This is a genomic window from Celeribacter ethanolicus, from assembly GCF_002407265.1.
GTDB classification, from domain to species: Bacteria; Pseudomonadota; Alphaproteobacteria; order Rhodobacterales; family Rhodobacteraceae; genus Celeribacter; species Celeribacter ethanolicus.
Genome location: NZ_CP022196.1, coordinates 3,730,313 through 3,751,782 on the forward strand (window position 1 = coordinate 3,730,313; position 21,470 = coordinate 3,751,782).

Annotated in this window: 21 protein-coding genes; 10 read left to right on the forward strand and 11 right to left on the reverse strand. The window is 59.9% G+C overall.

The window, feature by feature from the left end:
* Positions 1-136 precede the first annotated feature (136 nt).
* Entirely contained in the window at positions 137-688 is a 552-nt protein-coding gene (locus tag CEW89_RS18335; protein WP_096806875.1) for a 2OG-Fe(II) oxygenase, read from the forward strand.
* 226 nt (positions 689-914) lie between these two features.
* Here CEW89_RS18335 and CEW89_RS18340 read toward each other — a convergent pair whose 3' ends face one another.
* Positions 915-1,604, reverse strand: a complete 690-nt coding sequence (locus tag CEW89_RS18340) for an NAD-dependent deacylase (protein ID WP_096806876.1) — start codon at positions 1,602-1,604, stop codon at positions 915-917.
* A 77-nt stretch (positions 1,605-1,681) separates the two neighbouring features.
* On the opposite strand from CEW89_RS18340, the gene CEW89_RS18345 reads away from it, so the two are divergent.
* Entirely contained in the window at positions 1,682-2,134 is a 453-nt protein-coding gene (locus tag CEW89_RS18345; RefSeq protein WP_066710495.1) for a low molecular weight protein-tyrosine-phosphatase, read from the forward strand.
* On the opposite strand, the gene CEW89_RS18350 is transcribed toward CEW89_RS18345, so the two are convergent.
* The 3 genes from CEW89_RS18350 to CEW89_RS18360 form a co-directional block, all read right to left on the reverse strand.
* Positions 2,124-2,861 carry a DUF4336 domain-containing protein gene (locus CEW89_RS18350; protein ID WP_244906100.1) on the reverse strand — a complete coding sequence of 246 codons (738 nt, stop codon included), beginning with the start codon at positions 2,859-2,861 and terminating at the stop codon, positions 2,124-2,126. The genes CEW89_RS18345 and CEW89_RS18350 overlap by 11 nt on opposite strands.
* Positions 2,862-2,867: 6 nt before the next feature.
* Positions 2,868-3,185, reverse strand: coding sequence for a hypothetical protein (locus CEW89_RS18355; RefSeq protein WP_066710499.1), 318 nt, complete (start codon positions 3,183-3,185; stop codon positions 2,868-2,870).
* Positions 3,186-3,364: 179 nt separating this feature from the next.
* A complete protein-coding gene (locus tag CEW89_RS18360) occupies positions 3,365-3,724 on the reverse strand; it encodes a hypothetical protein (protein WP_157779921.1) in 360 nt (119 codons plus the stop codon).
* Positions 3,725-3,788: 64 nt separating this feature from the next.
* Between CEW89_RS18360 and CEW89_RS18365 the strand changes: the two genes are divergently transcribed.
* Positions 3,789-4,571, forward strand: coding sequence for an alpha/beta fold hydrolase (locus CEW89_RS18365; RefSeq protein ID WP_096806878.1), 783 nt, complete (start codon positions 3,789-3,791; stop codon positions 4,569-4,571).
* A gap of 3 nt (positions 4,572-4,574) precedes the next feature.
* On the opposite strand, the gene CEW89_RS18370 is transcribed toward CEW89_RS18365, so the two are convergent.
* Positions 4,575-4,763: a CTP synthetase gene (locus tag CEW89_RS18370; RefSeq protein ID WP_096806879.1), complete on the reverse strand. Its 189-nt coding sequence runs from the start codon at positions 4,761-4,763 to the stop codon at positions 4,575-4,577.
* Positions 4,764-4,996: 233 nt separating this feature from the next.
* Here CEW89_RS18370 and CEW89_RS18375 point away from each other — a divergent pair, with 233 nt between their 5' ends.
* The 4 genes from CEW89_RS18375 to CEW89_RS18390 all read left to right on the forward strand — a co-directional run bounded on the left by CEW89_RS18375 (position 4,997) and on the right by CEW89_RS18390 (position 6,789).
* The gene (locus tag CEW89_RS18375; protein WP_096806880.1) at positions 4,997-5,134 is read left to right on the forward strand and encodes an entericidin A/B family lipoprotein; all 138 of its coding nucleotides are present in this window, start codon (positions 4,997-4,999) and stop codon (positions 5,132-5,134) included.
* Positions 5,135-5,194: 60 nt separating this feature from the next.
* Positions 5,195-5,332 (forward strand): entericidin A/B family lipoprotein, encoded by a 138-nt coding sequence (locus CEW89_RS18380; protein WP_066710510.1) that lies wholly within the window; start codon positions 5,195-5,197, stop codon positions 5,330-5,332.
* 193 nt (positions 5,333-5,525) lie between these two features.
* Positions 5,526-6,083: a hypothetical protein gene (locus tag CEW89_RS20955; protein ID WP_157779922.1), complete on the forward strand. Its 558-nt coding sequence runs from the start codon at positions 5,526-5,528 to the stop codon at positions 6,081-6,083.
* On the forward strand, positions 6,076-6,789 hold the full coding sequence (locus tag CEW89_RS18390) for a DUF4145 domain-containing protein (protein WP_096806882.1): 714 nt from the start codon (positions 6,076-6,078) through the stop codon (positions 6,787-6,789). The genes CEW89_RS20955 and CEW89_RS18390 overlap by 8 nt, the downstream gene beginning before the upstream one ends.
* 106 nt (positions 6,790-6,895) lie before the next feature.
* Here CEW89_RS18390 and lepA read toward each other — a convergent pair whose 3' ends face one another.
* The gene (gene lepA / locus CEW89_RS18395; protein WP_096806883.1) at positions 6,896-8,695 is read right to left on the reverse strand and encodes a translation elongation factor 4; all 1,800 of its coding nucleotides are present in this window, start codon (positions 8,693-8,695) and stop codon (positions 6,896-6,898) included.
* A gap of 122 nt (positions 8,696-8,817) precedes the next feature.
* Between lepA and CEW89_RS20960 the strand changes: the two genes are divergently transcribed.
* On the forward strand, positions 8,818-10,212 hold the full coding sequence (locus tag CEW89_RS20960) for a hypothetical protein (protein WP_157779923.1): 1,395 nt from the start codon (positions 8,818-8,820) through the stop codon (positions 10,210-10,212).
* A gap of 81 nt (positions 10,213-10,293) precedes the next feature.
* Here the strand turns inward: CEW89_RS20960 and glyA are convergent, their stop codons facing one another.
* On the reverse strand, positions 10,294-11,589 hold the full coding sequence (gene glyA / locus CEW89_RS18405; RefSeq protein WP_066708336.1) for a serine hydroxymethyltransferase: 1,296 nt from the start codon (positions 11,587-11,589) through the stop codon (positions 10,294-10,296).
* A gap of 276 nt (positions 11,590-11,865) precedes the next feature.
* Between glyA and CEW89_RS18410 the strand changes: the two genes are divergently transcribed.
* Positions 11,866-12,627, forward strand: coding sequence for an NAD kinase (locus CEW89_RS18410; protein WP_066708339.1), 762 nt, complete (start codon positions 11,866-11,868; stop codon positions 12,625-12,627).
* An 18-nt stretch (positions 12,628-12,645) separates the two neighbouring features.
* Here the strand turns inward: CEW89_RS18410 and CEW89_RS18415 are convergent, their stop codons facing one another.
* The 3 genes from CEW89_RS18415 to CEW89_RS18425 form a co-directional block, all read right to left on the reverse strand.
* Positions 12,646-14,058: a sigma-54-dependent transcriptional regulator gene (locus CEW89_RS18415; RefSeq protein ID WP_096806885.1), complete on the reverse strand. Its 1,413-nt coding sequence runs from the start codon at positions 14,056-14,058 to the stop codon at positions 12,646-12,648.
* Positions 14,030-15,643: a hybrid sensor histidine kinase/response regulator gene (locus CEW89_RS18420; RefSeq protein ID WP_096806886.1), complete on the reverse strand. Its 1,614-nt coding sequence runs from the start codon at positions 15,641-15,643 to the stop codon at positions 14,030-14,032. Before CEW89_RS18420 ends, CEW89_RS18415 begins: the two co-directional genes overlap by 29 nt.
* A gap of 138 nt (positions 15,644-15,781) precedes the next feature.
* Positions 15,782-17,674, reverse strand: a complete 1,893-nt coding sequence (locus CEW89_RS18425; protein ID WP_096806887.1) for a propionyl-CoA synthetase — start codon at positions 17,672-17,674, stop codon at positions 15,782-15,784.
* 530 nt (positions 17,675-18,204) lie between these two features.
* Here CEW89_RS18425 and CEW89_RS18430 point away from each other — a divergent pair.
* Positions 18,205-18,915 (forward strand): thioredoxin domain-containing protein, encoded by a 711-nt coding sequence (locus CEW89_RS18430; RefSeq protein ID WP_198403456.1) that lies wholly within the window; start codon positions 18,205-18,207, stop codon positions 18,913-18,915.
* A 74-nt stretch (positions 18,916-18,989) separates the two neighbouring features.
* Here the strand turns inward: CEW89_RS18430 and CEW89_RS18435 are convergent, their stop codons facing one another.
* Positions 18,990-21,272: an NADP-dependent malic enzyme gene (locus tag CEW89_RS18435; protein WP_066708347.1), complete on the reverse strand. Its 2,283-nt coding sequence runs from the start codon at positions 21,270-21,272 to the stop codon at positions 18,990-18,992.
* Positions 21,273-21,470 lie beyond the last annotated feature (198 nt).

Below are 21,470 nucleotides of genomic sequence, written 5' to 3' on the forward strand. Positions count from 1 at the left end.
CAGCGAGGAAAGGCACACGTTTCGGCGCGTGCCTTTTTTCTTGCGCGGATCGAAAAAAGGCTTAGATGACGCCTTGAGCGAGACGGAACATTACAGACCGGCCCGCGCCCTTTCTTGACAGTTGAAGAGACAGATCATGTTGAGCGTCTATGCGTTCCCGGAGGCCTTTTCGCCTGCCGAATGTGATGCGATCGTCACGCTGGCGCGTGAAGAGGAGCTTTCGGATGCGGGGCTGGTGAAAAACCGCTCCGACCATAACCTGCGCCGCGCCGATCTGGCGTGGCTCGACGAGCGTGCCGGGGGGGACTGGATCATGGAGCGCATCATGCGTTTGGTCGCCGAGGCGAACCGCACGCATTTCGATTTCGCGCTGACCGAATTCGGAGAAAGCCCTCAGGTCGCCCGGTACGGCGCGGAGCGTGAGGGGCATTTCACATGGCATTCCGATATCGGCGAGGGCGCTCTGGCGTCGCGGCGCAAACTCACCATGGTGGTGCAATTGTCCGATCCGGCGGAGTACAAGGGCGGTGCGCTGGAACTTCAACCGGATGCGAACATCCGCGAATCCGACCGCGCCAAGGGCTCCGCCGTGCTGTTTCCGTCCTTTGTCCTGCATCGGGTGACCCCGGTCACATCGGGCGAGCGCTTTTCGCTGTCGACATGGGTGCATGGCCCGGCGTTTCGGTGAGTATTTTTCCAGCAAAGGAAACGCAGAGGGACGGGCTATCAGCCACACGTTAACCGGAATCTGATGAACCGGAATGCGCGATACAGGCGGGAGCGCCGATGACCACCAGCGAAGGAGATGCCCCGGCCCGTGTGGCCGAAACCCCTTCCGGTGACGCGATAGTGCTATGAACCGGCGGTCGGGGCGCATTCCCGGTTTCCTTTGCCGAGCAAATACTCAGGCGGGTTCAGTTGGCCAAAACCTTGTCCACCCAATCGGGCACCACCGTGCTAGCTGGCCCTTCGCGGATCTCGTCAAACCTCCCGCCGGAGGCTTCGAGGTTGAGTTCCATCGTGCGAATGCCAAGCTGGCGCGCCATCTGGCTGAAGCCTGCAGCGGGGTAGACCACGCCCGAGGTGCCAATGGACACAAAGAGTTCGCAGTCCTCAAGCGCGTCTTGAATGGCCTCCATATGATAGGGGATTTCGCCGAACCAGACGATGTCTGGCCGCGTCGCGGGCGCGCTGCAGGAGGGGCAGGGGTCTTTGACATCCATCACCATAGGTGCCGCCCAGCGGTGTCCGCAAGAGGCGCAGAGTGCGTTCTTGAGCGCGCCGTGCATGTGGATCACCTCGCGCGCGCCGCCGCGTTCCAGCAGGTCGTCGACGTTTTGCGTGACGAGGTAGACGGGAGCACCGTATTCGGCCTGAAGTCGGGCGAGTGCCCGGTGGGCGGGGTTTGGCACAGCATTGGCTGCCTGTTCCCGGCGCGTGTTGTAGAAACTCTGAACCATATGCGGATCACGGGCAAAGGCTTCGGGGGTGGCGACATCCTCGACCCGATGGTCCTCCCAAAGCCCGTCTGCGGCACGGAAGGTCTTGAGCCCGCTTTCCGCCGAAAGCCCCGCGCCCGACAATATGAAAATCCCGCCTTTCATCACGCTCTCCTTTTTCGTCACCCTGCCTTGCGTCGGTCCTGTGGACAAGGGTAGCTTTGCGGCGCAAAGGAGACCCCATGAAGAAAATCCTCTTCGTCTGCCTCGGCAATATCTGCCGTTCGCCTTCGGCCGAGGCGGTGTTTGCCGCCAAGGCGCAGGCCGCGTGCTATCCGGTGATCGTCGACAGTGCCGGGACCGGGAACTGGCATGTGGGCGAACCGCCCTACGGGCCGATGCAGCAAGCGGCGCAGCGGCGGGGCTATGACCTGTCTTCGCTGCGCGCGCGTCAGATCACCGCGTCGGATTTCGAAGGTTTCGATCTGATCGTCGCGATGGATGAGGCGAACCTGCGCGATATCGAGCGGCTGCGGCCTTCGGGGTCTGAGACGCCTGTGACCCTGATGATGTCTTATGCGCCGGAGACCGGGGAGAGAGCTGTGCCCGATCCCTATTACACGCGCGATTTCGATGAGGCCCTCAATCTGATCGAGGCGGCGGCAAACGGGCTTTTGGCCTCTCTCACAAATTGAGCCAGCGAAAGGCGCGTTTCAGCTCTTCGGTGCCATTTTCGGTGTACCAACGTCCGTGGCTCAGGATCACGCGCTCCGGCGCCCATGAAACCACTTCCCGGATCACCTCGCGCGCTTTGCCCTTGTTGCGGAACGTGGCGCGCATATCCAACGGGGCCTTGCCGTCCGGGGCGAGAATACCAGCAAAGCGCATCAGGAAAGCTTTCACTTTTCCAACCTTTTCCGCTTCGAAATTCTCGATCAGATCGGTCAGAATGAGGGTTTTCGAACTTTTGTGGAAAAACACCACCTCGTGCAGGAATTTGTGACCTTTGACCACACGCTGGCAAATGTCGCTCGCGTAGTCTTCGGGGGCCGTGTCGGTGAGCACCTCATGCGGCGGCACCGGGACGTTGAATTTCCTGGCCCGTTCTGCCACGCCGGGCGCGGCATAGACCTCCGCTTTCGGGAAGCGTTTCGCCCAGGCGTTCAGAGAGACGTAATGGATCGGATTTGGCGCGATCAGCCAGCCGATGGGGCCGAGAGCGGCCATCTCACCTAAGAGGGCTTCGTCAAGCGCGATCGGAGAATGCACCCAAAGCTTGCCCGCCACCCGGATGACGGTCATCCGGGTCGGGAAGTTCATGCCGTAAAACGCAACGGGAGGCCCGTCAGCGAGCCAGATTTCCGGGGCGACCGGTTTCAGCGTATTGAGCGGCAGGTAGAGCCCGCGCGCTTTCTTCTTCAAGGTTTCTTATCCGCAATATTGCGCGGCGGCTTGGCCGAAGGCTTTGTAACGCAACCAGAATTCTTCGTGCGAGCGGTTGTCCGACTGACGGATGTCTTGCGCTTTCTGCGGATCTTTGAAGAACTTCGCCGCCTGCCGCTGGTCGCTGTTCGACAGCGTCATGTCGGCGACCTGTTGAATGCAGCCGCACAGCGCGCGGTTGTTCGCGGCCCGGTCGGAGGCCATACAGGCCCGCTCGATCGTACCGGCACTGGCCGGGATCGGCGACAAAAGGGCGGTTGCGGTGGTTGCAATGGCGGCGAATGCCAGAAGGGATTTTTTCATGTCTCTGCCTCTCTCAACATACGCGCCCGTCTGGGATCATGGTGTGATCTGGCTTGGATGCCGCAGGCTGCGCTGATGTGAATATGCGAGACAAGATGCCTGAGTCTTAGGCCTGAGGCAATCACGGAGTTTCACGTACAGCAGAGATGAGCGGGGGCGTGCCGAGGTCTGCTCGGGCCTTACAACAGCCCGCGCCAGATCATGACGCCGAGCACCAGCCCGAGGGTGACGAGGAGGGCGAAGGCGATGCTTGCGATCAGATCGAGAAAGCGGTTCTTGCGTCGGGTTTTCACATCTTGTCTCTCAAGGAAATATCTCAATTCCTTGAAGGCTTTATCGACCTTTTTGTGGTCGACCTGCTGGGCCAGTTTCGGGTGGGCCTCAAGTGCGATCGCTTCGATGATCACTGTGGATTTCCGGCGCGCCCAGCGGGGCAGGCGGCGGCCGGCCTGTTTCACCTTGGCCTCGAACCCTTCGCCCAGACGCACGCCGAGACGGTCGCGCATCAGCGTGGCAAGCTCTTCGGATCTGTGCGTCACGGAATGGTCCATGGCGCAGATTTAAGCCCTTTGCCGCGCCGCGCCAAGGCGCTATCTCTGGACCATGCTCAATACCATCTTCACCGGTCAACCGACCGACCGCGCACCCCTTCTGATCGTCCATGGCCTGTTCGGCTCCGCCCGCAACTGGGGCGTGATCTCGAAACGTCTTTCAGATCAAAGACTTGTCGTCTCCGTCGATCAACGTAATCACGGCGAAAGCCCGCGGTTTGCGACCCAGAGTTATGAGGATATGGCCTCCGATCTGGCCGAGGTGCTTGAGCCGATTGTTGCCGAACACGGGCCGCTGCATGTCATGGGGCATTCGATGGGCGGCAAGGCGGTAATGGTGCTGGCGCTCATGCGCCCCGAATTGATCAAGTCCTTGATTGTCGCGGATATTTCGCCCGTGGCCTACAGTCACGACAACACACCTCTGATCGACGCGATGCGCAAGATCGACCTCTCGACGGTAGAGAAACGGTCGGATGCCGACCGGCAGTTGGCGCATGACGTTCTGGACCCGGGCGTGCGGGCGTTTTTGCTGCAAAGCCTTGTGGTGAAAGAAAAAAAATGGCTCCTGAACCTCGATGTTCTGGAGGCCGAGATGACGAAGATCGTCGGATTTCCGGAGGTCAGCGGGACCTATGAGGGGCCGGTGTTTTTCCTCTCGGGCGGCGAAAGCACCTATGTCGAACGCGGCCACAGGGATCGCTCCAAGACCTTGTTTCCACATGCAAAATTCGCGTCTATCCCCGGCACGGGCCATTGGCTCCATGCCGAGAAACCGCGCGAGTTCGAGGCGGCGTTGCGCGCCTGGATGGAGGCGGTGGACGCGAAGGGCTGAGCGTCAGGCGAATTCTTCCATGATCTTCTTGGCGATGTACCAAGTGATTGGAAACGCGGCGATAAATCCGATGGCGGCGGAGACCAGAATGGGTTTCAGCGTGTCCTGACCCATGGTCAGGGCGACCACGACAGCGGTCCCCATCAGGGTTGTGGAGATGAGCGAAAACAGGATGCCGGCGAGTCTGTTCATTGGTTGGGTCCTTGATGGCGTTGCATTCATTCGCGCTGATGTGACGATAAGGTGATTCAACAATGTCGCTTTGATCGGCGTCAAATCCACTGTCGGCAAAGCGTCTGACTTGTGTCGGACTTTTGTCGGGCACGTCCTGAGCATGGCGGGGGCCGCTGACCGCGCCGGAAACGGTTGAGCCGCCCCCGCTCTGTCGCTACAAAATCGTCAAACATGCGCCTCAGGAGACAAAGATGAAACGTGTGATGTTGATCGGACTGACGCTCTGCGCGCTCGCGGCCTGCGAAACCATTGAGGGCGCGGGCAAGGACATCTCGAAAGCCGGTCAGGCGATCTCGAGCGCCAGCCGCGACGTGCAGTCGAGCCTGTGAGCGGGAACTCTCACGGCCCGTGCTGCGTTACTCTCTCGAATGCAATGCAAGGAGAGTGACATGAAACGCGTGATGATTTTGGGTGCCGTGCTGTTGTCCCTGGCCGCCTGTGAGACCATTGAAGGGGCGGGGCAGGATATTTCCAAGGCGGGCTCTGCGATTTCTCAGGAGAGCCGGGAAGTTCAGAGCGAGATGTGAGTGAAGTGAACGCTCAGGAATTATGGAAAGCGCCTGCCCTTTGGGTGGGCGTTTTTGTTCTCGAAAGATAACATGGAAAAATATGCAAACTTGCCATCATAAAACCCAAAGATCTTTGGAGCATATAAAACGATATTGACTAAGCAGATATGCGCGTGGAACATTTCGACAAAACTTAAAATATAGGCGTAATATGAAACTTAGTTTGTCGTATGGCGATGCGAAAATTGAAATTGAAGGCGAACTGGTTGAAGTTGAGACTGTTCTTCGGGACTTCTGGCTGCCCATAATGGAAAAAGCACCGGCGAATGAAGCCGCCATGCAACAACCCCAAGCACCTAGTGAAACTGAGGGGCCATCTACCAACGCAAAGAAAGCCAAAACTAAAAAAAGTAGCGGAACGACAACTCAGGGGTCTGAAGAAGACCGAGCCTTTGAAGAAGATCTGGCAAATCGAATTAAAAATTCGCCTAATTATAAAGAAATAAACCAGAAGTTCGTCGTGGAAAAAGCTTCAAAAATCGAGCAATGCAAGTTAATCCTTCATTTCTCTGAAAAGCCTGTTCATTCAGGAAATATTACGAGAACTCTTCTGAAACTGGGTGTTCGAGCAGAACTCACAGCAATTTCCAAAGCTCTATCAGCGAATAAATCCCTATTCATCACGTCTGGCACCAATCCTATTTTGTATGAGTTTTCTGGGAGTACTAGACATGACTTTTCTCAAGTCATGAGTGAGCTCAATGGCTGACATTGATGGTTTTTCAGATGCTATTTCTCATTCAAACGGGAAGACGGAACTAGATCTTTTGATCGCAGTTGTATGGTTCCTCACTGAAACATCAGGCGAACCAACAGAATTTGATTCTGCATGCGATTTTTTAGAAGCCAATGGAATTCGCCACAACATCAATCGCTCGCGTTTAAAAGGAAGGCTCACTAAAGATAAGCGAATTTCAGCCCCAAAAGGCAAACCAATAAGTATTGCTGCCCCGACTAGAAAAGAGCTTCAGGAGGAGTATGGAAAATACATTCCAGCGACGCCTCCGAAACCAAAATTCGGTTTTCTGGGTGAGGAAATACTGGAGGCACAATCGGAGACATTAAAAAGCCTCAATGTTCAGCTCAATCTCGCATTCGAGCATGAAATGTTTGATTGTACTGCGGTAATGATGCGGCGGATCATGGAAAGCCTACTGATCAAGGCGTTCTCGAAAAATAAGGCGCGAGATGAAATTTCAGATGGCAAAAATTTACGTGGACTGGAGGACATAATCATCCAAACCACTAAAACAGATGCTTTCCATCTGGCCCGAGGCTCAGAGAAAACCATGAGAGCTGTGAAGAGTATCGGCGATAAAGGCGCGCATTCTCCGAACTACTCTATAACACGTTCTGATATTGCAAACCTTGCGACAGATTTTAGAGCACTCATAGCTGACTTGGTTGCAGCTTAAATCACGCTTCTACCCAAAAGTCACCAGCGCTCTCACACTTGTTCCCTGCGGGAAAAGTGTTGTCGCGCCGGTGCCTTGCTGACTTTTGCGGGCAAGCCCGAAAAAGTCAGTTATCCATCTTAAGCGCGTTGATAAACGCTTCCTGCGGGATTTCCACCTTCCCGAACTGGCGCATTTTCTTCTTACCCGCCTTCTGCTTTTCCAGAAGTTTCTTCTTCCGGGTGGCGTCGCCGCCGTAGCATTTCGCGGTCACATCCTTGCGCAGCGCAGACAGGGTTTCGCGGGCGATCACCTTGCCGCCGATGGCCGCCTGGATCGGGATTTTGAACATGTGGCGGGGGATCAGCTCCTTGAGCTTTTCGCACATCGCCCGGCCACGTTGTTCGGCGCGGTCGCGGTGGACCATCATCGACAGCGCGTCGACCGGTTCGTCGTTCACCAGCACCTGCATTTTCACGAGGTTGTCCTCGCGATATTCGGTGAACTGGTAATCGAAGGAGGCGTACCCCTTCGTGACCGATTTGAGCCTGTCGTAGAAGTCGAACACAACTTCGTTGAGCGGGAGGTCATACACCACCATCGCGCGCGGACCGGCATAGGTCAGGTCAAGCTGGATGCCGCGGCGGTCCTGACAGAGTTTGAGCACGTCGCCGAGATATTCGTCGGGCACGAGGATCGTCGCTTTGATGCGCGGCTCCTCGATATGGTCGACATAGGTCAGATCGGGCATGTCGGCGGGGTTGTGCAGCTCCTCGACCGAGCCGTCCTTCATGTGGATTTTATAGACCACGGAGGGGGCGGTGGTGATCAGGTCGAGATCGTATTCGCGCTCCAGACGGTCGCGGATCACTTCGAGGTGCAAAAGCCCGAGGAAGCCGCAGCGGAAGCCGAAGCCGAGAGCGGCGGAGGTTTCCATTTCGGAGCTGAACGAGGCGTCGTTCAGTTGCAGTTTCTCGATGGCGTCGCGCAGGGCGTCGAAATCGTTGGCGTCGACCGGGAAGAGGCCGCAGAACACCACGGGGATCGAGGGTTTGAAGCCGGGAAGCGGCGCGGCGCAGGGTTTCTTGTCATGGGTGACGGTATCGCCCACTTTGGTGTCGCGCACCTGTTTGATCGAGGCGGTGAAGACGCCGATCTCGCCCGGACCAAGCGCCGCGATGTCGACCATCTGCGGTTTGAGGACCGAGAGTTTGTCGATCTTGTAGGTGGCGCCGGTCTGCATCATCTTGATCTGGTCGCCCTTCTTGATCGTGCCGTCGATGACACGGATCATAACGACGACGCCGAGATAGGGGTCGTACCAGCTGTCGACCAGCATGGCCTTGAGCGGCGCGGTGACGTCGCCCTTGGGGGCGGGGAGGCGGTGGACGATGGCCTCCAGAACGTCGGGGATGCCGAGGCCCGTTTTGGCGGAAATCTCGACGGCCTCTGAGGCGTCGATGCCGATGACGTCCTCGATCTGTTCCTTGACGCGCTCAGGCTCGGCGGCGGGCAGGTCGATCTTGTTGAGGACCGGGACGATTTCGTGATTGGCGTCGATGGCCTGATAGACGTTGGCGAGCGTCTGCGCCTCGACGCCCTGGGTGGCGTCGACGACGAGGAGCGAGCCTTCGACGGCCTGCATCGAGCGGCTGACCTCATAGGCGAAGTCGACGTGGCCGGGGGTGTCGATCAGGTTGAGGATATAGGTCTGGCCGTCCTTGGCCGGATATTCGATCCGCACCGAGTTGGCCTTGATCGTGATGCCGCGCTCGCGCTCGATGTCCATGGCGTCGAGCATCTGCTGTTTCATATCGCGCTCGGCCACGGTGCCGGTGAGCTGAATCAGCCGGTCGGCAAGGGTCGATTTCCCGTGGTCGATATGGGCCACGATGGAGAAATTGCGGATGTTTTTCAGCTCGGTCATGAGAGGCCTCAGCGGATGAAGGTTTGGCTGAGTTCTATGCGGGGAAAGGGGGGGAATGGCAAGTAGCTTGATTTAGATCTATGCTGTAAGAGCAATCATATTATTTTTTTAGATGAGATGCTATGGACGTTGATGATGCAACACCACAAGAAATTATAGTTGCAGCGGTACGAGAGGTTCTTCGATCTCTACTTATGTACTGGCTACCCTCTGATTTGGCGCGCGAAGATGAGCATGCGCTTTTGCAACTCTTTCGCGGTTTTATAACGCTATTGACGACGAAAGATTCAGACACAAATTTTTTATGCCAGCAGGCACTAAATAAACGGCCAATTCACTGGGATAGCGCACTTACATCCCATCAAGAATGTGTATCATGCTGCTTGATGATTAATGCGGCAGGTGCCTTCAGTCCATCTAAAGACGCCTTAGACTATCGGGATGATGCAATCCATGCGTTATCTGAACTCCCCCCTTTTTCTGTTGAAAATAATTATCTCCGCTATACGAACCAAGATGTTGCTCTCGTAATCTCTGACTATGACCTTTCATTATTCGGGCCACTTTTTGAGACTGATTATGAATGGGAGATACCCCGTGGAGCCTATTTGCCATTAACAGCTAGCCTAAACGCTGGATATTGGCTGTTTTGGAGGGCTTTTTTCAGGGCGCTGATTTCTGGAGAACATATTGACCTTGAACTATGGCGCGACATTGCTCTGATTGAGGATCAATTTTGGGAGGTTGGCCCCAAGGCAGTGGCCGAAGAAATCGAAAAGATCCAAGCCGATCTTCTCACCAAACGTGCCCCTCTCGCGGAAGAGATGATCTTCGACCAAGGCCGACGGACCTTCACAACCGTTCCCATAGAGATCGACACCCCCGATCTCTTTCGTGTCTCACTGGAGCGCTCTGAATTCGCCTATTCCCTCGCCATCGGCGGCAATGGGTTGAGCGAGGCTTGTTACGAGGCCAAAATCCTCAGTCACACGTTCAAAACCTGCCGCGACGATCCGCAGACGGTCGAGATGAATTTCATGCAGGTGGCGGGGAGCCTCAAGCGGCAGGTGGAATGCCATGAATACCCCGACAGTCCGGAAATCACCGGGTTGGCGGACACGCTGTTCCAAGCGGCACTGGATATTCGTGCGACGCATCCGGCGGTCAAAGAGGCGCGCGAGAAACGGGCGCAGGCAGCGCTCCATGAAACGACACCGGAACAGAAAGAAGCGCTTGCCGATGCGCTTCCCGTTTTGAAGGCGATCTCTGACGATAAGCTCGCCGAAGAATTCGAGCTGGATTTCGGACAAGTGTTGAATTCGTCGGCGGGGCCGGTGCCAAACACTGCGCCCAAACTCCCCGGGGCCGACGCCACACACAGGATCGGCAATCGCGTGGCGAAAATGAGCTTGCTGACGAAGTCATCGGACGTTGCGAAGGCGATTGACGGAAGTGGCGGCTATAAAGCGCTTCGGATTGGCACGACACTTAACACGCTGGTCGGGATCATCCTGTGATTGTTGGGCGGCTAGTCTCTCAATTCCCCAACAAAAAAGGGGCCCCAAGGCCCCTCTAAATCTCTCACATTCCCCTAAACCTTACAGGTTCGGATAAAGCGGGAATTTTTCGCAGAGGGCTTCGACCTCGGCTTTCACCTTGGCTTCGACCTCTGCATTGCCCTCTTCGCCGTTGGCGGCGAGCCCATCGACCACTTCGACGATCCAGTCGGCGATCTGGCGGAATTCGGCTTCACCGAAACCACGCGTGGTGCCGGCGGGCGTGCCGAGGCGGACGCCGGAGGTGATCATCGGCGGCTGCGGGTCGAACGGGATGCCGTTCTTGTTGCAGGTGATGTGGGCGCGTTCGAGCGCCTTTTCCGTGTCCTTGCCGGTCACGTTCTTGGGGCGCAGGTCAACGAGCAACACATGGGTGTCGGTGCCGCCGGTGACGATGTCCAAGCCGCCTTTCATCAGTTGATCGGCCAGCGCCTGAGCGTTGGTGATCACCTGCTTGGCGTATTCCTTGAACTCAGGACGCAGCGCCTCGCCAAAGGCCACGGCTTTCGCGGCGATGACATGCATCAGCGGGCCGCCCTGAATGCCCGGGAAAATGGCGGAGTTCACCTTTTTGGCGATCTCGACATCGTTCGTCAGGATCATGCCGCCGCGCGGACCGCGCAGCGTCTTGTGGGTCGTGGTGGTCGCCACATCGGCATAGGGGAAGGGCGAGGGGTGCGCGCCACCGGCGACGAGACCGGCGAAATGGGCCATGTCGACCATCAGGAGCGCGCCGACTTCATCGGCGATCTCACGGAATTTCGCAAAGTCGATCTGGCGCGGAATGGCGGAGCCACCGGCGACGATCAGCTTGGGTTTGTGCTCAAGCGCCAGTTCGCGGACTTGGTCGTAGTCGAGGCGCTGATCCTGTTGACGCACACCGTACTGGATGGCGTTGAACCATTTGCCGGACTGGTTGACGGAAGCGCCGTGGGTCAGGTGACCGCCGGAGGCGAGGTTCATGCCGAGGATGGTGTCGCCCGGTTGCAGCAGCGCGTTGTAGACGCCCTGGTTGGCTTGAGAACCGGAGTTCGGCTGGACGTTGACGTATTTGACGTCGAACAGCTCTTTCGCGCGGTCACGGGCAAGGTTCTCGGTGATGTCGACATATTCGCAGCCACCGTAATAGCGACGGCCCGGATAGCCCTCGGCGTATTTGTTGGTGAGCACCGTGCCCTGAGCCTCCATCACCGCGGCGGAGACGATGTTTTCGGAGGCAATCAGCTCGATCTCGTGGCGCTGACGGCCGAGCTCTTTGGTGATGCTGTCGAACAGCTCGGGGTCGCGGGAGGCGAGCGCCTCGGTGAAGAAACCGGAATCGCGGACATTGGCCGTCATGCTATGCTCCTTGGCAGGATGGGAGTGTCGCGGGCTTCTTATCCATTCTGTGACAGTTGGAAAACCCTTTGTCGCTGCATAATCATCATGAATCCGTGCGCGATTGCGTGTCCGAGCGGAGCGGATGTTTCCGATCCGCCTCCTTTGGCACCTCTGAGCGACGGTGGATGTGCGGACAGAGCGCCGGGGGCTTGCATGCAGGACCGCAGGAATTCAGATGAAATCCCCGGCGGGCTTTGCTACTGAGGGCGCAAACATGTGGTTTCAAGAGGACCTGTGATGGTCAAGATCGCCTTTGCCGCCAGCGACGCCCAGATCGCCCAATCCGCACTGGCGGGTCTGACCGCGCGCTACCCTTCGGTGCCGGTGGAAGAGGCGGAGGTGATCGTCGCGCTGGGCGGTGACGGTTTCATGTTGCAGACGCTGCACGGGACCATGCATCTCGACACGCCGGTCTACGGCATGAATTGCGGCACCATCGGCTTCCTGATGAACGAGTTTCGCGAGGAAGACCTTGTCGAGCGTTTGTCCGAAGCGGAGGAAGAGGTGATCAACCCGCTGTCCATGGTGGCCTGTAGCGAGGACGGCCGGGAGCAGCGGGCGCTGGCGATCAACGAGGTGTCGCTGTTGCGTGCCGGGCCGCAAGCGGCCAAGCTGCGCGTGTCGATTGATGGCAAAATCCGGATGGAAGAACTCGTCTGCGACGGGGTGCTGGTGTCGACGCCTGCGGGGTCGACGGCCTATAACTATTCCGCGCGCGGGCCGATCCTGCCCATCGGCTCCGACGTTCTGGCGCTCACCGCGATGGCGGCGTTCCGGCCCCGACGCTGGCGCGGGGCGCTCCTGCCGAGCACGGCGAAGGTGCGTTTCGATGTGCTCGAGCCGAAAAAACGCCCGGTGATGGCCGATGCCGACAGCCGACATGCGGGCAATGTGCTTTGGGTCGAGATCGCCTCCGAACCGAAGATCAAGCACCGTATCCTGTTCGATCCGGGACACGGGCTCGAAGAGCGGCTGTTGCGCGAACAATTCGTCTGAGTGGCCGAGCGCACAGGCTCAGAAGTCGCGCTTGCTGCGCACCGGTTTGCCCCAGCCGTCGAGCTTGCGATAGAGCGTCGAGGGCGACACCCCGAGACTGCGCGCGGCGGCGGGAATCGAACCGCCTTCTTTCTGGATCGCATGCTCGATGGCCCGGCGTTCGATTTCGGCCAGGGTCTGCCCGTCGAACGGATCGGGGCGGGCAGGGATGAAGGAGGTCGGGCGTTGCGAGCCGTCCTGCGGCGCATGCGGATTGCGCAGATAGGGCGGCAGATCGGCAATCTCGACCACCGGCCCGTCATGCAGGATCGTGATGTTCCACAGCACGTTCATCAGCTCGCGCAGGTTGCCGGGCCAGTTGTGGTCGAGAAAGATCGCCTTGACCCCGGTCGAGAGGGTGCGGAAGGGGCGCCCTTCTCGGGCACAGAGCCGGTCCAGTTCGGTCTCGGCAATCTCCACCACATCCATGCCCCGACCGCGCAGCGGCGGCAGATGCAGATGCACCACATTCAGGCGATAGAACAGATCGGCGCGGAACCGCCCGGCGGTCACTTCGGCACGGGGATCGGTGGTGGAGGTGCAGATCAGGCGAAAGTTCACCGGCCGGGGCAACAGGCTGCCCTGCGGCGTGACCGAGCCGGTTTGCAGGATGCCCAGAAGCCGGGCCTGCATCGGCATGGAGAGGGCGCAGACCTCGTCGAGCAGCAGCGTGCCGTTCTGCGCCTGTTCGACCGCGCCGGGTTTGACGTCACCGTCGGCGTGCCCGTCCAGCCTTCCGTCCATCTGGGCGATTTCGCCGATCAGCTCGGCCTCGATCCGGTCGGGGGCGGTGGTGGAACAGTCCAGTTTGACGAGGGTGCCGTTGCGAAACCCGGAGCGGGCGTGAATGGTCTCGGCGGCGCGGACCTTGCCGGTGCCGCTTTCGCCGGTGATGAACACCGGGGCGGCGGCGCCCGCGACGGCGTTGATCGTCTCGAACACGCCACGCATCACCTCGGAGGAGCCGATATGGCCGTCGAAGGCGGTGTCATGCTCACGCTGATCGCGCTCCTGCTGGCCGATGCTGAGCCCGCTTTCGGCATTGGCGATCGTCGCCAGCAATTGTTCGGGGTCGAGCGGTTTCACCAGAAAGTCGATCGCCCCGCTGCGCATCGCGGTGACGGCACGGTCAACGGAGGCGAAGGCGGTGACGGCAATCGGCTTGAGTCCGGGCAAATGCCCTTTGAGTTCGGCGATCAGGTCGATGCCGTTGCCATCGGGAAGGACAATGTCGATCAGCGCCAGTTCCGGTTGGTGAGCGAGGGCTTTCTCCCGGGCTTCGATCCGGTTGCGGGCGGTGATGACCTCGTAATCCGCCGCTTCGAGCGTGGCGGAGAACAGGGTCAGATGGGTCTCGACATCGTCAACGATCAGAATGGGTCTTCGCGACATGGTCGTTCGTTTCACTATCTATGATGGAATGAATTGCAGCCTGAATATTCATGGCAGTGTGGCGGAGTTGGCCGAGGACCGCAATAATTTCCGTACGTCCCGTTTCGGCAGCCCGTTCGGAGAGGGCATGGGCCATTTGCCGGGCGCCCTCGTGACCGGCCGAAGCGAACAGGCCGGACAGGGTATGGCTGCTACGCGCCAGCTCGGCCCGGCTTTGTGGTGTGGGGGGGGCTTTCGCGGCGGCAAAGGCCGCTTCGAGATACTGGTTCAGGTCCGTCGCCACTTGTCTGAGCAGCTTCAGCCGTGTGTCCCCGGACAGATGTCGCACCATCCGGCACAGGCAGGTCTTTGTGGCGTCCTGGGAGGCGGTCTCCGGCGTCATTGCCGGGGCCGGAAGGGGGGTATTGAGTGCAGGGCCCGGCGTTCGCCGCGCCGCGCGCTGGCTGCGCCGTTGGCTCAGGGCATGCAGCAGGCTGGTGACGATGTCCTTGCGTGAGGAGATGGGCTTGCAGAGCACGGCATCGGCGCCGCTGCTGCGGATGGCGAGGATATTGTCGTCGAAGACATGCGAGGTGACGGCGATCACCGGCGGCACCGGGATGTTGCGGCTGCGCAGGAGCGAGAGCACCTGCCGTCCCGACAGAAGCGGCAGTTCGATGTCGAGGAAGACGATGTCGAATTCGCTGTTGCGCGTGCTCAGAAGATCCAGGGCGGCGGCGCCATCCGGAGCCTCGATGACGCGTAGCCCGAGGGCCTGGAGATGTTGCCGCAGATGCAGACGCAGTGCCGCGCTGTCCTCGACGAGGAGTGCGGTCAGTCCCGCAGGCAACGCGGGATTCGGTTCCTTGCCGGGGTCGGGGGGCAGGGCGAGCTCTGCGAGCGGCAGGCATAGACAGGCTTCGGCGCCACCGTCGGGCGGGTTGTGCAGGGTCAGCTTGCCGCCGAGCTGGCGTGTGGCCTCGCAGGCGATGCGGAGTCCGAAGCCGGACCCCGGTTCGCCCGAGCCGATCGGCAGAGGTTTGGGGCCGGTACTGGCGAGCACCTCGGGGGGAAAGCCGGGGCCGGCGTCACGGATGCGCACCAGCACGGCTTCGTGCGGCCCCAGACCGGAGCGGGAGATGTCGATGGAAATCGGACCGGGGCCGGCGTGATGCAGGGCGTTGGACACCAGATTGGACAGCACGCGCTCGAAGGAGAGCATGTCGAAGGCGGCGGTTTCCGGCATGTGCTCTTCACCGTGGAGCATGAGATGCGAGCCGAGCTGTTCGGTGATGCCGCGCCAGCGCTGCACGAGACCGGCAAGGCTGCGGCGCGGGGTGCTGATCGGCGCGGGGTAGGGGCGGTCCTGGTGGTTGTGGAACAGGGCGTCGGACACCTCGTCCAGCAGCCGTCCGAGATGCGCCCCGGCATGCGACAGGCGGCTCAGTTCCTGACCGAGTCCGGGGGAGAGATGGGCGCTTTCGCCCAATGTGTTCAGCGCGGTTTGCAGTTCGGAATAGGTGGCGCGGATGTCATGAGCGAGCAGCGAAAGGCGTCCTGCGTCTTCGATGAGAAGAGAGTAGCTTTGCAGTTCGCCTTGTTTCAATTCCGCCCCCTAACAATGCACCTTCGCACAAGCGATAAAAAACGCGGCCGATCAGGCCGCGTTTCATGCCCTGTGCATCGGTTGTTAACAAATTCTTAACCAACCTTGCGCCGAGGAACAGAGCTTTTTGGTTAAAATTTACTCTTTTGCATAGCCGAGTCCCTGAAGTGCCACTTTGATCTCGTCCAGAATGGCCGGATCGTCGATCGTTGCGGGCATCTTGAACGGCTGGCTGTCGGCAATTTTCACCATGGTGCCGCGCAGAATCTTGCCCGAGCGGGTCTTCGGCAGGCGGTCGACGACGCAGGCGAGCTTGAAGGCCGCGACCGGGCCGATCTCGTTGCGGACGTCGCGCACGACCTCCTTGACGATGTCTGCATGATCGCGCGTACAGCCCGCGTTCAGGCACAGGAAGCCGAGCGGCATCTGGCCCTTGAGCTCGTCGGCCACACCGATCACCGCACATTCTGCGACATCGGGGTGGTTCGACAGCACCTCTTCCATCGCGCCGGTCGAGAGGCGGTGGCCTGCAACGTTGATCACGTCATCGGTACGGGCCATGATGTAGACATAGCCGTCCTCGTCCTTGATCCCCGCATCGCCGGTTTCATAGTAGCCTGGGAAGGTCGTGAGATAGCTCTTGCGATAGCGGTCCTCGGCGTTCCACAGGGTTTGCAGCGTGCCCGGCGGCAGCGGCAGCTTGATCGCGATGGCGCCCAGCTCTCCGGGTTCGACCGGGTGACCGGCTTCGTCGAGAATGTCGATGTCATAGCCCGGCATGGCCACGGAGGGCGAGCCGATCTTGACCGGAAGCTCCTCGATCCCCAGCGGGTTTGCCGCAATGGCCCAGCCGGTTTCGGTCTGCCACCAGTGGTCAATCACCGGCACACCGAATTTTTCCTGCGCCCATTTGATCGTGTCCGGGTCGGCACGTTCGCCCGCGAGGAAGATCGCCTGCAAATCGTGCAGCTTGTAGCGCTTGATGAACTCGCCGTTCGGGTCCTCGCGTTTGATCGCGCGGAGCGCGGTCGGGGCGGTGAAGAAGGATTTGACCCGCTGGTTCTGGATGATGCGCCAGAACACACCGGCATGCGGCGTGCCGACGGGTTTGCCCTCGAACACGATGGTCTGCGCACCCTTGATCAGCGGCGCGTAGCAGATGTAGCTGTGGCCCACGACCCAACCCACGTCGGAGGCGGCCCAGAACCGGTCGCCGACGTCGATGTTGTAGATGTTCTTCATCGTCCAGTTCAGCGCCACGAGATGGCCGCCGGTGGAGCGCACCACGCCTTTCGGCGCGCCGGTGGTGCCGGAGGTATAGAGGATATAGGCCGGGTGGTTGCCCTCGACCGGCACGCAGTCCGCCGGTTTCACGCCGTACTGGAAGCCGTGCCAGTTGAAATCCCGGCCCTCGATCAGTCTGGCAACCTCTTGTTCACGCTGGAAGATCACGCAGAACTCGGGCTTGTGCTCGGCCATGTCGATGGCCTGATCCAGGAGCGGTTTGTAATGCACCACGCGGTTCGGTTCGAGACCGCTCGAGGCGGCGATGATCGCCTTGGGCGTGCAGTCGTCGATCCGCACGGCGAGTTCATGGGCGGCAAATCCCCCGAACACCACGGAGTGGATCGCGCCGATCCGGGCACAGGCCAGCATGGCCTCGAGCGCCTCCGGGATCATCGGCATGTAGATGATGACGCGGTCGCCTTTTTCGACGCCGCGCATCTTGAGCGCACCGGCAAGCGAGGAGACGCGTTTTTGCAGATCCTTGTAGGTGATGCCCTTGGTCGCGTGGGTGATCGGGCTTTCGTGCATGATCGCCAGCTCGTCGCCGCGCCCGGCTTCCACATGGCGGTCCACCGCGTTGTAGCAGGTGTTGGTGAGCCCGTCCGAGAACCACTCGTAGATCGGGGCCTTGTCGTCGAAAAGCGCCTTCGAGGGTTTCTTGTACCAGTGAACCTCTTCTGCGGCCTCCATCCAGAATTTCTCCGGATCCGCTTTCCAGGCGTCGTAAACGTCTTTGTATGCCACTCGCTGCGTCCTCCTCGCTGGTCTGGCGTCAATGGCTTGACCCGTAACACCGCATAGGTTTCGGCAAATTTGCGAATTTACTTATGGGGTGACGCGGGGTCAAACGCGCGGGGGCTGGCCCGCTCGGTAGTCTTGTTATCAGACGTGGTTGTGAATGTTTATATAAATTTCGCAAACAAATTCAAAAATGTAGTTTGCAAACTTTGTTGTTTCGTATGGGTATTGCAAATGATTTTCGCGCAAATGTGGTGTGGCGCGGGGCGTGTCGGGCCTTGCCCGGTTCTGGCGGCGTTGATTATGCTGGAACGATATTTTCAGGGAGATTTTTACAATGCGGTCATTGCTTGTGCGCCTGTGCGTGCTGAGTTGTCTGATGGTTCCGCTGGCGTCGCCGCTGTCCGCGCAGGAAGCCTGGAGTGTCGTGGGCGGCGGGAAGGGGGGCGCTTCAGGCCCGCGCCTGTCCGATGCCGCCGCAGCCCAATGGCCATTCGTTGTGCATCAGCCTGTCTTGTGACGAGGTGCAGGGGTGGATGTTGCAGATGGAAGTCGGGGGTGCCCGACCGCCGGATCATCTGCCGACATTCCTGACAGTTGACGGGCAGGAGTTCGGTGATGTCGGGTTCTCGCGGGTTGAGGATCAGCCGGGGCTGCGGCGCTATTCCGCCCTGTTGGATCAGCCCTTGCATCCGGGGATGCGCGCTGCCCTCGAACATGGGCGCATGGCGCGGTTCACGGCGGTGATCGGAGAGACGGGTTACGCCTATGATCTGCCGCTGATCGGGGCGCAGGCGGCGATTGGGCAGGTGGCAAGCGCTTGCAATCTGCCCCCGGCCCATATCGCCGCACGGATCGCGGCGCAGAAGGCGGAAGAGGCGCGGAATTGTCACACCGCCGTGCAGTTCGATGGCGTGTTCGGCAAGATCGTGGATCTCAATCAGGACGGGTTTCCGGATCTCGATTTCGATTATGGCGCGGTGCGCTGTGGTCCCTCGCGGATGTATTGCGGGTCCGGGGGCTGTTCTCATACGCTGCTGATCGGACGGCCCGACGGCAGTTTCGTGACCTTGGTGGATCAGGCGCTTTTGCGCGGCTATTCGACCCCGGTGCCGGGCTATATCGACTTCGACCTGCATGGCAGTTTCTGCGGCAAGGTGGGGGCGGAACGCTGTGCCAAGCGGCACAGGATTGAGGTGGGGTCGGGGTATGCCCGTCTTGGGCCGGAACAGATTGTCGCCAAGTGACAGGCGGTCGGAATGAGGGATGTGAAAAAAGGGCGCCCGCAAGCGCCCTTTCATCTTGTTGCTAGATGTGTGCCTCAGCCGTAATGCGCCACCGGCGTGCCTGCGATGGCGGACATGTTGAGCAAACCGCGCGAGGTGATCGAGGGCGTCACGATATGCGCCCGGTTGGCCATGCCCATCAGGAGCGGGCCGACCTCGAGCCCGCCGCCTTTGGTTTTGAGAATGTTGCGCACGCCGGAGGCCGCATCTGCGATGGCGAAGACCAGCGCATTGGCCGGGCCTTCGAGGCGCGAATGCGGGAAATTGCGGGCGCGCAGATCCGGGGTCAGCGCACTGTCGATATGCATCTCGCCCTCATAGGCGAAATCGCGCGGCTCGGCGTCGAGAATCTCGAGTGCCTCCCGCATATGCCGCCCGGTCATGCAGTTCAGGTTGCCGAACTCCGAGTGCGAACACAGTGCGATATTTGGCTCGATGCCGAAGCGGCGCACATGGCGGGCGGTGGCGATCACGGTTTCGGCGATTTGTTTCGGTGTCGGCTCGGTATGGACATGAGTGTCGGCGATGAACAGCGGCCCGTCCTCGAGGATCATCAGCGACAGCGCGCCGGTCGGCTGATGCTCTTTGGTGCCGAGGATCTGGGTCACGTAATTGAGGTGCCAGAGGTACTGGCCGAAAGTGCCGCAGATCATGCTGTCGGCATGGTCCTGATGCACCATGATGGCGCCGATGGCCGTGGTGTTGGTGCGCATGATCGCCTTGGCGAGGTCCGGGGTGATGCCCTTGCGCGCCATGATGTTGTAATAGGCCTGCCAGTATTGCTTGTAGCGGCTGTCGTTTTCCGGGTTCACCACCTCGAAGTCGATGCCGGGACGGATTTTGACGCCGGCGCGCTCGGCCCGCATGGCGATGACCTCCGGGCGACCGATCAGGATCGGCTTGTCGGTGGTTTCCTCGATCATGCCTTGCGCGGCACGGAGCACGCGCTCGTCCTCGCCCTCGGCAAAAGCGATGCGGCGTTCGGCATGGGAGGCGGCGGCGAAGACCGGGCGCATGATCAGTGCGGATTTGAACACCGACCCGTCGAGCGCGTCCTTATAGGCCTTCATGTCGGCGACCGGTTTGGTCGCAACCCCGCTCTCCATCGCGGCTTTGGCCACGGCGGAAGCGACGACCCCCATGAGGCGCGGGTCGAAGGGTTTCGGGATCAGGTAGTCGGGGCCGAAATCCAGCCGTTCGTCCTGATAGGCGGCGGCGGCTTCTGCGCTGGTGGTGGCGCGGGCCAGCGCTGCGATGCCTTCGATACAGCCGAGCTGCATCGCGTCGTTGATCTCGGTCGCGCCCACGTCCAGCGCGCCGCGGAAGATGAAGGGGAAACACAGCACGTTGTTGACCTGGTTCGGATAATCCGAGCGGCCTGTGGCGATGATCGCATCGGGGGCGACCTTTTTCACCTGATCCGGCATGATCTCCGGCGTCGGGTTGGCGAGCGCGAAGACGATCGGCTGCTTGGTCATCTTCTTGACCATCTCGGGGGTGAGCACGCCCGGACCGGAGAGGCCGAGGAACATGTCCGCGCCCTCGATCACCTCGTCGAGCGTGCGCAGGTCGGTTTTCTGCGCGAAGGCGGCCTTTTGTGGCGTCATCTCTTCCTCGCGGCCCTCATAAACGAGGCCTGCGATGTCGCAGAGCCAGACATTCTCGCGTTTGAGCCCGAGTTTCAGAAGCATGTTGAGGCAGGCGATGCCGGCTGCGCCACCACCGGTGGACACCACCTTGATGTCTTCGAATTTCTTGCCGCTGATCTGCATCGCGTTGGTTGCGGCGGCGCCGACGACGATGGCCGTGCCGTGCTGATCGTCGTGGAACACAGGGATGTTCATCTTCTCGCGACAGAGTTGTTCAACGATAAAGCAATCCGGCGCCTTGATGTCTTCGAGGTTGATCGCACCGAAGGTCGGCTCAAGCGAGCAGACGATTTCGGCCAGTTTCACCGGGTCGCTTTCGTTCACTTCGATGTCGAAACAGTCGATGTTGGCGAATTTCTTGAAGAGCACGGCCTTGCCCTCCATCACCGGTTTCGATGCGGCGGCGCCAATGTTGCCGAGGCCCAGAACGGCGGTGCCGTTGGTCACCACGGCAACAAGATTGCCACGTGCGGTATACCGTGTGGCCGTGGTCGGATCGGCCTTGATTTCAAGGCAGGCTTCGGCCACGCCCGGGCTGTAGGCGCGGGCCAGATCGCGGCCGTTGGCCATCGGTTTGGTGGCGCGAATCTCAAGTTTCCCGGGTTTCGGGAATTCGTGATAATCCAGTGCGGCCTGCTTCAGGTTGGTCGTGCGGCTTTCCGTCGGCATGGGGGTCTCCCTGTTGCTTGCGGGCGCATCCGGCAGGTAGTTTAGTATTGAACTAAATCTGCGACCTGACGTCACATCCCGGTTTGCCATGGCTCTACGCCCGTGAAGGGGCGGCGCGCAAGGGGAGAATAACCGCAATCTTGCAGTAAAGGCGGGTATTCCGACAAATCTTTGCCGGTTCTGTGCACAAACGCGCCG

What these genes read in the sequence shown, in the direction of transcription:
- CEW89_RS18335 (WP_096806875.1), top strand. Translation starts at nt 137, where the DNA reads ATGTTGAGCGTCTATGCGTTCCCGGAGGCCTTTTCGCCTGCCGAATGT.
- CEW89_RS18340 (WP_096806876.1), bottom strand. Translation starts at nt 1,604, where the DNA reads ATGAAAGGCGGGATTTTCATATTGTCGGGCGCGGGGCTTTCGGCGGAA.
- CEW89_RS18345 (WP_066710495.1), top strand. Translation starts at nt 1,682, where the DNA reads ATGAAGAAAATCCTCTTCGTCTGCCTCGGCAATATCTGCCGTTCGCCT.
- CEW89_RS18355 (WP_066710499.1), bottom strand. Translation starts at nt 3,185, where the DNA reads ATGAAAAAATCCCTTCTGGCATTCGCCGCCATTGCAACCACCGCAACC.
- CEW89_RS18365 (WP_096806878.1), top strand. Translation starts at nt 3,789, where the DNA reads ATGCTCAATACCATCTTCACCGGTCAACCGACCGACCGCGCACCCCTT.
- CEW89_RS18370 (WP_096806879.1), bottom strand. Translation starts at nt 4,763, where the DNA reads ATGAACAGACTCGCCGGCATCCTGTTTTCGCTCATCTCCACAACCCTG.
- CEW89_RS18375 (WP_096806880.1), top strand. Translation starts at nt 4,997, where the DNA reads ATGAAACGTGTGATGTTGATCGGACTGACGCTCTGCGCGCTCGCGGCC.
- CEW89_RS18380 (WP_066710510.1), top strand. Translation starts at nt 5,195, where the DNA reads ATGAAACGCGTGATGATTTTGGGTGCCGTGCTGTTGTCCCTGGCCGCC.
- CEW89_RS20955 (WP_157779922.1), top strand. Translation starts at nt 5,526, where the DNA reads ATGAAACTTAGTTTGTCGTATGGCGATGCGAAAATTGAAATTGAAGGC.
- CEW89_RS18390 (WP_096806882.1), top strand. Translation starts at nt 6,076, where the DNA reads ATGGCTGACATTGATGGTTTTTCAGATGCTATTTCTCATTCAAACGGG.
- lepA (WP_096806883.1), bottom strand. Translation starts at nt 8,695, where the DNA reads ATGACCGAGCTGAAAAACATCCGCAATTTCTCCATCGTGGCCCATATC.
- CEW89_RS20960 (WP_157779923.1), top strand. Translation starts at nt 8,818, where the DNA reads ATGGACGTTGATGATGCAACACCACAAGAAATTATAGTTGCAGCGGTA.
- glyA (WP_066708336.1), bottom strand. Translation starts at nt 11,589, where the DNA reads ATGACGGCCAATGTCCGCGATTCCGGTTTCTTCACCGAGGCGCTCGCC.
- CEW89_RS18415 (WP_096806885.1), bottom strand. Translation starts at nt 14,058, where the DNA reads ATGTCGCGAAGACCCATTCTGATCGTTGACGATGTCGAGACCCATCTG.
- CEW89_RS18430 (WP_198403456.1), top strand. Translation starts at nt 18,205, where the DNA reads ATGTTGCAGATGGAAGTCGGGGGTGCCCGACCGCCGGATCATCTGCCG.
- CEW89_RS18435 (WP_066708347.1), bottom strand. Translation starts at nt 21,272, where the DNA reads ATGCCGACGGAAAGCCGCACGACCAACCTGAAGCAGGCCGCACTGGAT.